The sequence below is a fragment of the Haloterrigena sp. KLK7 genome (genome assembly GCF_037914945.1).
GTDB lineage: Archaea > Halobacteriota > Halobacteria > Halobacteriales > Natrialbaceae > Haloterrigena > Haloterrigena salinisoli.
On record NZ_CP149787.1, the window covers coordinates 641,655 to 653,754 of the forward strand.

At 67.5% G+C, this 12,100-nt stretch carries 13 protein-coding genes; 8 read left to right on the plus strand and 5 right to left on the minus strand.

Going from position 1 to position 12,100, the window contains the following annotated elements; translation table 11 throughout:
• The first annotated feature begins 3 nt into the window (after nt 1-3).
• Entirely contained in the window at nt 4-183 is a 180-nt protein-coding gene (locus tag WD430_RS03075) for an RNA-protein complex protein Nop10 (RefSeq protein ID WP_008896252.1), read from the plus strand.
• A 6-nt stretch (nt 184-189) separates the two neighbouring features.
• Nucleotides 190-966 carry a proteasome assembly chaperone family protein gene (locus tag WD430_RS03080; protein WP_339104562.1) on the plus strand — a complete coding sequence of 259 codons (777 nt, stop codon included), beginning with the start codon at nt 190-192 and terminating at the stop codon, nt 964-966.
• A gap of 84 nt (nt 967-1,050) precedes the next feature.
• On the opposite strand, the gene WD430_RS03085 is transcribed toward WD430_RS03080, so the two are convergent.
• A complete protein-coding gene (locus WD430_RS03085) occupies nt 1,051-1,182 on the minus strand; it encodes a hypothetical protein (protein WP_339104563.1) in 132 nt (43 codons plus the stop codon).
• Nucleotides 1,183-1,561: 379 nt separating this feature from the next.
• A complete protein-coding gene (locus WD430_RS03090) occupies nt 1,562-2,389 on the minus strand; it encodes an amidohydrolase family protein (RefSeq protein WP_339104564.1) in 828 nt (275 codons plus the stop codon).
• A 299-nt stretch (nt 2,390-2,688) separates the two neighbouring features.
• On the opposite strand from WD430_RS03090, the gene thsA reads away from it, so the two are divergent.
• Both thsA and WD430_RS03100 read left to right on the plus strand, forming a co-directional pair.
• A complete protein-coding gene (gene thsA, locus WD430_RS03095) occupies nt 2,689-4,233 on the plus strand; it encodes a thermosome subunit alpha (protein WP_339104565.1) in 1,545 nt (514 codons plus the stop codon).
• 163 nt (nt 4,234-4,396) lie between these two features.
• The gene (locus WD430_RS03100) at nt 4,397-4,735 is read left to right on the plus strand and encodes a HalOD1 output domain-containing protein (protein WP_339104566.1); all 339 of its coding nucleotides are present in this window, start codon (nt 4,397-4,399) and stop codon (nt 4,733-4,735) included.
• Between the two features lie 8 nt (nt 4,736-4,743).
• Here the strand turns inward: WD430_RS03100 and WD430_RS03105 are convergent, their stop codons facing one another.
• Together WD430_RS03105 and WD430_RS03110 are read right to left on the minus strand one after the other, a co-directional pair.
• Nucleotides 4,744-5,625 carry an SAM-dependent chlorinase/fluorinase gene (locus WD430_RS03105; protein WP_339104567.1) on the minus strand — a complete coding sequence of 294 codons (882 nt, stop codon included), beginning with the start codon at nt 5,623-5,625 and terminating at the stop codon, nt 4,744-4,746.
• Nucleotides 5,626-5,767: 142 nt separating this feature from the next.
• Nucleotides 5,768-6,286: a nicotinamide-nucleotide adenylyltransferase gene (locus WD430_RS03110; protein ID WP_339104568.1), complete on the minus strand. Its 519-nt coding sequence runs from the start codon at nt 6,284-6,286 to the stop codon at nt 5,768-5,770.
• A gap of 268 nt (nt 6,287-6,554) precedes the next feature.
• Here WD430_RS03110 and lonB point away from each other — a divergent pair, with 268 nt between their 5' ends.
• From lonB to WD430_RS03125, 3 genes are read left to right on the plus strand one after another with little or no spacing between them, the layout of a single operon-like run.
• Nucleotides 6,555-8,747, plus strand: a complete 2,193-nt coding sequence (gene lonB, locus WD430_RS03115) for an ATP-dependent protease LonB (RefSeq protein WP_339104569.1) — start codon at nt 6,555-6,557, stop codon at nt 8,745-8,747.
• A 13-nt stretch (nt 8,748-8,760) separates the two neighbouring features.
• Nucleotides 8,761-9,825: a type II CAAX endopeptidase family protein gene (locus WD430_RS03120; RefSeq protein WP_339104570.1), complete on the plus strand. Its 1,065-nt coding sequence runs from the start codon at nt 8,761-8,763 to the stop codon at nt 9,823-9,825.
• Nucleotides 9,826-9,850: 25 nt separating this feature from the next.
• A complete protein-coding gene (locus WD430_RS03125; protein WP_339104571.1) occupies nt 9,851-10,210 on the plus strand; it encodes a hypothetical protein in 360 nt (119 codons plus the stop codon).
• 91 nt (nt 10,211-10,301) lie between these two features.
• On the opposite strand, the gene WD430_RS03130 is transcribed toward WD430_RS03125, so the two are convergent.
• Complete coding sequence (locus WD430_RS03130) at nt 10,302-10,772, minus strand: MGMT family protein (protein ID WP_339104572.1); 471 nt, start codon at nt 10,770-10,772, stop codon at nt 10,302-10,304.
• A gap of 508 nt (nt 10,773-11,280) precedes the next feature.
• Here WD430_RS03130 and trpC point away from each other — a divergent pair.
• Entirely contained in the window at nt 11,281-12,069 is a 789-nt protein-coding gene (gene trpC / locus WD430_RS03135; protein ID WP_339104573.1) for an indole-3-glycerol phosphate synthase, read from the plus strand.
• Nucleotides 12,070-12,100: the final 31 nt, after the last annotated feature.

Sequence of the window (12,100 nt, forward strand, 5' to 3'; positions counted from 1 at the left end):
CGCATGAAGTCGGATATCCGGGTGTGTTCGGCGTGGCGCGACGCACACGACCGCCCGGTGTATACCCTCTCTGACTCCTGTCCCGACTGCGGCGCCGACGCGGAAAACAGCGCGCCGGCCCCGTTCGATCCGAACGATCCGTACGGCGAGTACCGACGCGCTCTTAAACGTCGCCGTCGCTGATACGGTATGGACGAACTCGAGATCGACGCCGTCGCCGAGGTCGAACTGGACGACCCCGTCCTCGTCGAGGGGCTGCCGGGTGTGGGACACGTCGGAAGCCTCGCCGTCGAGCACCTGCTCGAGGAACTCGAGGCCGACAGCACGCTCGTGCGCCGGGTCTACTCCCGGGAGTTCCCGCCGCAGGTGAGCGTCGAAGACGGCGTCGCGGACCTCACGTGTGCCGAGATCCACGCCGTCTCCGTCCCGGAGGGTCGGGACCTGTTACTGCTGACCGGGGATCATCAGGCCCAGACCAACGACGGGCACTACGTGCTGACCGACGCGTTCCTGGATATCGCCGAGGAGTTCGGCGCGAGCGAGATCTACGCGCTGGGCGGCGTCCCGACGGGCGAACTCATCGAGGAGTACGCCGTCGTCGGCGCCATCAGCGACGAATCGATGCTCGAGGAACTCGAATCGCTCGGCGTCGAGTTCCGCGAGGACGAGCCCGCCGGCGGCATCGTCGGCGTCTCCGGGCTCCTGCTCGGACTGGGCCAGCGGCGGGGCCTCAAGGCGGCCTGCCTGATGGGCGAGACCAGCGGCTACCTCGTCGATCCCAAGAGCGCCCGCGCGGTCCTCGAGGTCCTCGAGGATCGACTCGGCTTCGACCTCGAGTACGAGTCGCTGGACGAGCGGGCCGACGAGATGGAGGAAGTCATCGGCAAGATCCAGGAGATGGAACAGCAACAGCAGCAACAGCAGATGGACGTGCCGACGGACGACGACCTGCGGTACATCGGCTGAGCGAGCGCCCACGGAACGATCTCCCGTACTGTCGGTCGCTGAACGACCCGGAGCGACGGGTGTCGTCCGGCGGGCGCCGCTCGCTCAACCGACCAGCGCCACCGCGAGGAAGCCGACGGCGATCGCTGCCGTCAGCGTGATCGCGACGGAGAGACCGACGCCAACGACTGGTGAAATGGGGCGTGCCGAACCGCGCGTCGCCGATCTCGGAGCCATATCTTCTACCTCTACCGGAGTCTCGAGTCCCTCGGGAGAAGAACGTACGCATCGACTCAGCGCTCGATTCGCGCGCTGTACCCGCCGGCGGTCAGTATCGCTTCGCTCGGCGGTCGTCCCGTGTCGGTGCCGGATCGCCACAGCCGATCGGTCGGTTACCGTCGGCACGTCGGCGATCGACTTACGGTTTCGCCGCCGGAGACCGAAACAGCGCGCAGTTCGGACACCAGATCGAGCCGTCGGCGCGTCGCTTTCGCTTCCCGTTACAGTCGGCACAGCGCTCGGCCGCGTATTCCACCATGCGGAATCGAAGAAACCTTCGTCCCTCGAGCTATGAACCTTTCGGCGACGTGAAATTTAACGAGCACGTTCGACGCAGTCACGCGTCTCCGTCCGGTGCGAGCGCGTCGATGACTCGGCAGGCGTTCTTCGAAAATACCCGCCACAGTTTGTCCTCCGAGACGTCGAGCGTGAGGATTTCCATGACGGCGACGTCGGGGTGACAGGCGGGCGCGCCGCTGCCGAACAGGACCCGATCGGGGTGTTCGAGCAGCGCCCGCTCGAGGGGGTCGCGGTAGCGGACGAAGCTCGTCTCGAGGTAGCAGCCGTCGTACTCCTCGAGCAGGTCGATCAGGTCGTGCATGAGCGACCGATCGAGGGGGTGGCCGCCGAAGTGCGCGACGATAACGGGAAACGAGCGCTCGAACAGGGTGTCCGCGAGGGTTTCGGGGGTGGCGTCGGCGCCGCCGCGAACGATGACGGGGAGGTCGACGGCCTCGAGGGCCGCGAGGACGTCCTCGTCGGGGTACTCGTCGGCACCGGGGTCGAGGACGAAGCCGTGGAACCGGTCGTCATAGGCGTAGCGTTCGATGTCCGCCGGCGACGTGTGGTGGTCCTCGCGGCTCCGGACCGCGTTGCGCAGGCGGTCGGTCGCCGACGCCGTCGGCCGCCGCGTGCCGTTGATCCGCGCGAAGGCGACGAACGGGCGGTCGACGCTGCGGCGGGCGACGCCGTTGTTCGGCGCGAGGTAGCGCCGGTCCGGCCGCACGGGCGGGAAGACGACCGATCTCGTGATCCCCGACTGGTGCATCTCCCGCTCGAGCTGATCGGGCGTGACCGAGCGACCGTCGACGCGGGAGCCGGTATCGCCGGGGGAGAGCCGCGCGTAGACGTCGACGACGCGAAACCCGTGTTCCAGCTCGAGCATTCCTGTCGGCCCTTTCCACCGGAACCATATCTCCCTACCGGCCCGCGGAGCGGTCGGCGTCGACGGTGGGTGAGTCGCGTCTCGGTACGTCCGACTGCGACCGGCACACCGAACCCGATACCTGAGTCCGCGATTCGCGGGCCGAAGACGGGGAATCCGGGATACAGTGGGTGACGTTCTCATCCGTGCAATCGCCAGACGGAGCGGTGACGAGTGGGAAACTTTTATATAGAAGTGCTGACGACATAGGTAGTGAGGATTCAACTATGGCACAACAGCGACGCATGGGCGGACAGCCTATGTTCATTATGAGCGAGGATAGTCAGCGAACGCAGGGCCGCGACGCCCAGTCGTCCAACATCATGGCCGGCAAGGCCGTCGCCGAGTCGGTACGCACGACACTGGGTCCCCGCGGGATGGACAAGATGCTCGTCGACTCCAGCGGCGAGGTCGTCATCACCAACGACGGCGCCACGATTCTCAACGAGATGGACATCGAACACCCCGCGGCCCAGATGATCGTCGAGGTCGCCGACTCCCAGGAGGAAGAGGTCGGCGACGGGACGACGACCGCGGCCGTGATCGCTGGCAACCTGCTCGGTGAGGCCGAAGACCTCATCGAACAGGACGTCCATGCGACGACGATCGTCGAGGGCTACCACGAGGCCAGCGAGATCGCCCTCGAGGCGATTTCGGAACAGGTCAGCGAAGAGGTCGTCGACGACGAGGTGCTCAAGCAGGTCGCCGAATCGAGCATGACCGGCAAGGGAACCGGCGGTCTCACCGCCGAGTCGCTGGCCGAGACGGTCGTCGAAGCGATCCGTCACGTCGAACTCGAGGACGGCGTCGCCCGCGACAACGTCACCGTCCACACCCAGATCGGCGCCTCCTCGAACGCGACGGAGCTCGTCCCGGGGATCGTCATCGACGAGGAGCCCGCCCACGACGGCATGCCGAGCGAGGTCGAGGACGCCTCGATCGCCGTCCTCGACGTCGAACTCGGCGTCCGCACCGGCGAGATCGACGCGGAGTACGCAATCGACTCGATCGACCAGCTCAACAGCGCCATCGACGCCGAGGAGAGCGAGGTCCGCGGCTACGCCGAGACCGTCGCCGAGAGCGGCGCCGACGTCGTCTTCACGACCGAGGACGTCGACGACCGCGTCGCCTCGTATCTCGCCGGTGAGGGCGTGCTCGTCTTCGAGGGCGTCGGCGACAGCGACGCCAAGGACATCGTCTCCGCGACCGGCGCCACCCGCGTCGGCGCCCTCGACGACCTCGAGGAGGCCGACTTCGGCGCGGCCGACCGCATCAGCGCCGAGAACTACGGCGACGACGACCTCGCGTTCGTCGAGGGCGGCGCGGCCGCCGAGACGGTCACCGTCTTCGTCCGCGGCGGCACCGAACACGTCGTCGACGAGCTCGAGCGCGCCATCGGCGACGCGCTGGACGTCGTCGCGACCGCGCTGGCCTCCGGCGAGGTCGTTCCCGGCGCCGGCGCGACCGAGATCGCCATCGCGGACAAGATCCGCGAGGAGGCCGCCGGCATCGAGGGCCGCAAGCAGCTGGCCGTCAACGCCTTCGCCGACGCGCTGGACATCGTCCCGCGCACGCTGGCAGCCAACACCGGCCGAGACCCAATCGACGCGCTCGTCGATCTCCGTTCCGCCCACGACTCGACGGGACGGGCCGGCCTGATCACCAGCGGCGAGGAGGTCACGATCGACGATCCGTTCGACTACGGGGTCGTCGACCCGGCCGACGTCAAGCGCGAGGCCATCGAGAGCGCCACCGAGGCCGCGACGATGATCGCCCGCATCGACGACGTCATCGCCGCCGAATAACGCACCCGCCACACCGTCGCTCGGCCCAGTTCCGTTTTTCTCGTTTCGATGCGTTCGGTCCGTCTTCGCGCCGTAGACGGCGGTCCGTCGGTCGGCCATTATCGTTAAGTGATATCACACGACAGCTTGAATTATCATGTCCAGAACCGATCCGAGAGGAAGGTTGACGCCGATCGACGACACCGCCGGACACACGATCTACTACGACGAGGATCGGAAAACCTACCACACGTGGTGTGACGACGCCGACGACTCGGCGATCACGGCCGTCGTCGCCGCTATCGCGTCGGCGCTCGAGGTCGAGCCCGACGAACTCGACCCGCTCTCGGACGCGATCGATCCGGACGCACTGGACGCGCTGGTGGACCACTGGCGAGGCACCGCGAGGGCCAGCGACGGCGCCGTCACGTTTCCGTTCGCCGACCACTCGATCGCGGTGCGCTCGAGCGGCGAGGTCGTGATCGAGCCGATCGACCGGCGCGTCCGCGCGAGCGACGACTGAGTCCGTCCTCAGTTTCCGCCGTCCGCGACCGGCTCGAGGACGACCCGATCGCCGGCCTCGAGTCCGAACGCCGCCGCGCCTCGCCCCCGATTGACGTCCAGTTCCACGTAGCCGTGGCTCCCGACGGTCGCGAGCCACTGGCCGGCCGGGACGGCAGCGAAGGTCTCGCCGACGGGAACCGTCTCGCCGTTCGCAATGATTTCGTCGCGCCCCGCCAGAAAGCCGCCGGGGACGTTCGTGACGACGTTTCCGAACCCGTCGACGACCAGCACCTCGCCCGTCGCGCGGTCGTCCTCGAGGGTCGCGTCGGGGAGGCGACAGTCGACGGGACCGCCGTCGAGCGGGGCGAGCCACTCGAGGTCAGCGAGGGCCTCGAGTCCGGCCTCGTGGACGTCGCCGGCGGCGGGCGCGAAGACGTCTCGTCCGTGGAAGGTGGCGCTGGCCGGCCCCTCGCGATCGTCGCCGCTGTCGTCGTCGCCGGTCTCGCCACCCCTCGAGAGCGTCGTCGCGCTCGGACCGACCGGGCCGCCGGCGGGCTCGACCGGCTCGAGACGGTTCTCGTCGACCACGTAGGGCTCGAGGCTTCCGCCGCCGGCGAGTCGGCGCGCGGCGGGGAGCAGGACGCCGTTGTCGGGACCGACGAGCGCGTGGTCGCCCGCGCGGACGACTACCGCGTTGCGGTCGGTGCCGACGCCGGGATCGATCACGATCAGGTGGATCGCCGGCGGGAAGTAGGGCAACACCTCTCGGAGCCAGAAGGCGGCGGCGCGAACGTCCTGCCGGGGGAAATCGTGGGCGACGTCGACCAGTCTGGCGTCCGTTCGCCGACAGAGGACACCCTTCATCGCCGCGGGATACGGCGTGCCGAAGTCCGACGCGAGCGTGATCATGGGCGGCGATACGAGGCGAACGATGAAAATCGATGCGTCTCGGTGTCGGCCGGCCGTCTCGAGGGTGTTCGGGCGGTCTCAGGAGCGGTCGGGCGGTCTCGGTAGCAGCCCGGGACCGCGATCGGCCGTGACTCGAGGGCGGTCAGGCGCCGTTCGAGTCCGAGTCGCTGATCATCTGAATCCGTTCGATACCGCCGATCTCGGTGACGACGTCGGCGACGGCGGCGGGAACCAGCGACTCCCAGTCGCCGCCCGTTATCATCCGCTCGCGGACCTCGCTGCCCTCTAGGACCTCCCGGTTGAACATCGGCGACTGGCGGATCTCGATATCGGCCTCGCGGAACAGCTGGATGACCAGCGGGTTGTTCGAGTAGGCGACGTCGAAATCGGGGCTCATGCTCTGGACGTGGCTCACCCACACCGAGTTCCGTTCGAGGTCCTCGATCGGCACGGCGTAGGTGACGAGGTCGTAGTCGACGAGCGACTTCGTGATCATCATGATGCGTTCGCCCGCCGTGAACGGGTTGCGGACGGTGTGCGAGTCGTCGGCGCTCCCGATCCCGAGCACGAGCTCGTCGACGTCCTCGGCGATCTGTTCGACCATGCTGAGGTGGCCGTTGTGGAAGGGCTGAAACCGGCCGATGTAGAACCCCCGGGTCATGCCGGAAACTGCTCGGGCGGCGTGCTTAAGCGTGGCGAGTTCGGCGACGCGACGACCGGGTCGCGGAGAGCGGGACGACAGCGACGTACTGTGAGTTATGCTACCAAACGTTTCGCTCCGAAATACCGCTCGACGAGAACGCCACACCGAAACGCTGAACCACCCCGTCGGGCGCTGTGGGGCCGGGTTTCAGCCACTGTCACCATCCTCCGCATGGAGAAAGTATATCAGTCCCAATCCCTTCGAATCAGGTACTGAACAGAGTTCTATGAGTAACGATACGAACGTTGACGACCCTCCCGAAGACGCCACCGACGCTGGACCTGACGAGGAGCAGGCCCAGCCACGGCCCCAGGACACGGAGCCGGAGTCGGAGCGTCAGGGAGATCGGTCGCCGCTCGAGGAGGACGGTGACCAGCGCGACGACGTCGACGACGGGGACGAGTTCGACGATCCGATCGACGAGTTCGAGCCCGACTCGAGCGAGGACGACATCGAAACCGTCGAAGACCTCGGCAGCGAGGTCGAGGTCGATCCGGGCGTCGAAATCGACGAGGACGCCGCCGAGGACGATCTGCTCGGCGGCCTCCAGATCGATTCGACCGAGGAGATCGAGGTTCCCGACCGACTCGTCGACCAGGTCATCGGCCAGGACGAGGCACGAGATATCATCATTAAGGCAGCCAAGCAACGTCGCCACGTCATGATGATCGGCTCGCCGGGGACCGGCAAGTCGATGCTGGCGAAGGCGATGAGTCAGCTGCTTCCCCAGGAAGATCTCCAGGACGTCTTAGTCTATCACAACCCGGACGACGGCAACGAGCCGAAGGTCCGTACCGTCCCGGCCGGGAAGGGCGAACAGATCATCGACGCCCACAAGGAAGAGGCTCGCAAGCGCAACCAGATGCGCTCGATCCTGATGTGGATCATCGTCGCGATCATCCTCGCGTACGCGATCCTCATCGCCCAGAACATTCTGCTCGGCATCCTCGCGGCGGGGATCGTCTGGCTGATCTTCCGCTACACGAACCGCGGAAGCGACGCGATGGTGCCCAACATGATCGTCAACAACGGCGACAAGCGCACCGCGCCCTTCGAGGACGCGACCGGCGCCCACGCCGGCGCGCTGCTGGGCGACGTCCGCCACGACCCCTTCCAGTCCGGTGGGATGGAGACCCCGAGCCACGACCGCGTGGAACCCGGCTCGATCCACCAGGCCAACAAGGGCGTGCTGTTCGTCGACGAGATCAACACGCTCGACATCCGCACCCAGCAGAAGCTGATGACCGCGATCCAGGAGGGCGAGTTCGCCATCACGGGCCAGTCCGAGCGCTCCTCGGGCGCGATGGTCCAGACCGAGCCCGTCCCCTGTGACTTCATCATGATCGCGGCGGGGAACCTCGACGCCATGGAGAACATGCACCCCGCGCTCCGGAACCGTATCAAGGGGTACGGGTACGAGGTCTACATGGAGGACACCATCGAGGACACCCCCGAGATGCGGCGCAAGTACGCGCGCTTCATCGCTCAGGAGGTCGAACGCGACGGTCGCCTCCCCCACTTCACCGACGAGGCCGTCGAGGAGGTCATCCTCGAGGCCAAGCGTCGCTCGGGTCGGAAGAATCACCTCACGCTGCACTTCCGGACCCTCGGCGGACTGGTCCGCGTCGCGGGCGACATCGCCCGCTCGGAGGACCGGGAGTTCACCACCCGCGAGGACGTCCTGCAGGCCAAGGGCCGCTCGCGCTCGATCGAGCAACAGCTCGCCGACGACTACATCGAGCGCCGCAAGGACTACGAGCTCGAGGTCGCCGACGGCGGCGTCGAGGGACGGGTCAACGGCCTCGCCGTCATGGGCGAGGACTCGGGCATCATGCTCCCGGTCATGGCCGAGATCGCGCCCGCACAGGGCGGCGGTCAGGTGATCGCCACCGGGAAGTTAAAGGAGATGGCCGAGGAGTCGGTCCAGAACGTCTCCGCGATCATCAAGAAGTTCTCCGACGTCGACCTCTCGGAGAAGGACATCCACATCCAGTTCGTCCAGGCCGGCCAACAGGGCGTCGACGGCGACTCCGCCTCCATCACCGTGGCGACCGCCGTCATCAGCGCCTTAGAGGACATCCCGGTCGACCAGTCGGTCGCGATGACCGGCTCGCTGTCGGTCCGGGGCGACGTGCTCCCGGTCGGCGGAGTCACCCACAAGATCGAGGCCGCCGCGAAGGCCGGCTGCTCGAAGGTCATCATCCCGAAGGCCAACGAGCAGGACGTGATGATCGAAGACGAGTACGAGGAGATGATCGAGATCATCCCGTGTTCGAACATCAGCGAAGTGCTCGACGTCGCGCTGATGGGCGAACCGAAGAAGGACTCGCTGGTCGATCGCCTCAAGTCGATCACCAGCAACGCGTTCGAGGGGAGCCAGGGGTCCGTCGGCAGCGGCTCCAACCCGAGTCCGCAGTAACGACCTACCGAGAATGGCCCAGTGGGCGACGTTCGCGGGCGTTACGGGCGTCGTCCTCGTTTTGCTGCTCGCTCTCTCGCATCTGACACAGAGCGCGTTCTCCGACGACGATTCGACCGCCAGCGGCGGCACCGTTTCCGATACCGACGCCGCATCGTCACGGTCGGCGTCCGCCTCGAGCGCTCGAGGCGACGCGTCGCCGCCCGAATCGACGACCGACGACGCGTCCGAACCGGACCTCGATCGTCGCGACTCGAGCGGGGATACAGACGCGGGAACGGGGATCGGATCGGATTCCGACGGCTCGTCCGGTCGTAACGCTCCGTCCAGCGGCGACGTCGATCGGACGGCCGCCGCCGAACGCGCGGCCGAGAACGGGGTCGGTCAGTCGCCCGAATCCGCGACGCGATCCGGATCCGAATTCGGCACGCGCTCCGGCGACCGACCGCGGCAGGGAGTCGATCCGCAGTCGCTGTCGCCGGGGGAACTGCTGGCGAACGTCGCGCTCTCGCAGGGGCTGTTCGCGAGCGTCCTGCTCGGAGCGGTCCTCTACACGGGCATCCCCGTCGATGCGCTGGGGATCGAGTTCTCGACGGCGTACCTCCTACAGGGGCTCGCGTGGGGAACGGCGGCCGGCCTCGTCCTCTACGCGGCCAACGAGGTCGGTGCGGCGGCGGCGACGCACCTCGGGTTCGACCACGACGAACAGTTGCGGACGCTGCTGGCGCCGGACACGGCGCGGGGATGGCTGGTGCTGCTGGCGTTCGTCCTCCCGCTGATCGCCGGCTTCGAGGAGTTGCTGTTCCGCGCGGCGCTGATCGGCGCGCTCTCGGCCGGCTTCGGCGTCGACCCGTGGCTGCTGGCGGTCGTCTCCTCGATCGCCTTCGCAATCGGTCACGGGATGCAGGGGTCGGTCGGGATCGTCGTCACCGGCCTGCTCGGATTCGTCCTCGCGGCGATCTTCGTCGTCACCGGGAGCCTCCTGGTCGTCGTCGTCGCCCACTACCTGATCAACGCCCTCGAGTTCGCCGTCCACGAGGGCCTCGAGTTCGACTGGGCAGAGACCCTCGAAAGCTAAGGGTTTGGACTCGGTCGGTACTGGTATGGCTACGAACGGGCTCGACGAGGTTCCGGCGGCGGTCTACCGCGGGATCTTCCTCGCCGTCGTCTTCTACTTCGTCCTCCTGCTCTACGGGCAGGTGGCGGCCGAACCGCTGGCGACCTACGCCGCCGAGTTCGTCTTCGGGGTGATCGCGATCGGCGTCGGAACGGTCCTCTTCCTGCAACGCGAGGCGACTCGCGCCTCGCGGGCGACCGTCGGCGCGGCCGCCTGCCTCGTCGCCGGCGGCGTCCTCCAGTTGACGTTCCTGTTCACTCGAGTGCCGTCGCTCGATCAGGCGTCCTCGCTGGTCGTCTTCGCCGGCATCGGACTGTACATCTACGCCGTTTGGATCGTCGACTAACGGGGAACTCAGGGATAGTCAATACGGGACCGAGAAACCGATCTGCTGCTTCGAGCGCCGTCCGCCGGACGTCGAGGGGGTCGCGGTGGGGTTACAGCCCCTCGAGCGACCGCAACTTCTGTTCGACGGCCGGCGGCGCGGCGCTGGGGCCGTCGCGCACGCGATGGTCCGGGATCAGAATCGGTGCCGGGTTCTGATCCAGCGCGGTTCGCACGAGGATGACGTCGTCCTCGTCCTCGTGATCGAGTCCGGAGGTCATCCGCGCCAGCGTGTCGACGGTGACCTGGTCGCCGTAGGGGATCTCCCGGACCGACTCGAGGACGGCCCGCTGGTCGGTCGGCACCGTCAGGGCGACCTGTACGTCGTCGAAGGTGATCTCCTCGAGGCCGTCGAGGTACTCGAAGACCCGATCGAGCACGGGGTGGTCCGCCTCGGCGTCGTCGTCGGGCCGATCGGGAAACGTGACGCTCAGCACGCGCCCGCTGGCGGCGCCGAGCTGGACGTATCGATCGAGGTACGACGATTCCCGCGCGTAGATTCCGGCGTCCGTGACGTCCTCCATACGTCGTCGTAGGCGATAGGGACTTGAATAATCGCCGGTCGCCGTTCTCGGACCGGGACCGATAGGAAGCCGGTCCGTAGCAGCTCCGTATCCGACGAAGACACGAGTGTTCCGCAGCTCCTGGCAACGATGAGGGCCACCCCTCCCCAACCGACTGCGGTCCTCGCTCACGGGCCGTTCCTCCCCGTTCGCTGTCCGAGGCGCGAGCGCCTCGCGATGCTCCCACGGGTCGCTGCGGTCCTCACCCACTGGAAGACGCTTCGCATCTTCCAAGCCGTCACTCGCTCCGTCTGCTCACGGGCCGTGCGCGGCGCGCAGCGCCGCGAATTCGAGGCGGTGAAACCGCCTCGTACGGCCGTTCGCACGGTATGCGAGACCGAAGGTCTCGCACTACTCGCGACGACCTCGCACGCTGTCGCCGATCGATGCGAGCGGATGTGGGGATCGATCGACCGCGCGTTCCGATGGCGCAAGCCTTTTGTACATATGAGTACGTCGATGTACAACAATGGAGACTGATACGGATCTCGCACCGGCGGTCGAGTCGATCCTCGAGGCCGCCCGGGAGCGCACCGGGGGCGACGAGGTCGTCGACGTCGACGCGCGGTCGCTGCCCGACGCCGTCGCGCGGGCCGAGGCCGACGGCCGGGTCCCGGTGATCGCCGAGGTAAAGCCGACGAGTCCCACCGCCGACGGGACGCGCGACGACGACCCCGTCGAACTCGCGGAAGCGATGGTCGAGGGCGGGGCGACGGCTATCTCGGTGCTCACCGAACCGAGCCACTTCGGCGGGTCGCCCGAGGCGCTGACCCGGATCCGCGAGGCCGTCGACGTCCCCGTCCTCCGGAAGGACTTCGTCCTCGAGGAGGAGGGGATGGACGTCGTCGAGGCCGATCTGCTGCTGCTGATCGCCCGCTTCGTCGATGACCTCGAGGGCCTCGTCGCGGCCGCCCGCGAGCGCGGCTTCCAGCCGCTCGTCGAGGTCCACGACCGGGCGGAGCTCGAGACCGCCGTCGAGGCGGGCGCCGAGATCATCGGGGTGAACAACCGGGATCTGGCGCGACTCGAGGTCGACCTCGAAACCTTCGAGTCGGTCGCGCCCGAGGTTCCGGACGACGTGACGCTGATCGCCGAGAGCGGCGTGTCCTCGCCCGCGGACGTCAGGCGGATGCGCGCGGCGGGCGCCGACGCCCTGCTGGTCGGCAGCGCCATCATGGACCACGGCGCGGGCGACAGCGACGTGACCGAGAACACCCGGCGATTGGTGCGGACGGGAGACGGAGACGATCAGACATGAGCGACCACACGCACGACCACGGAGACGAGAC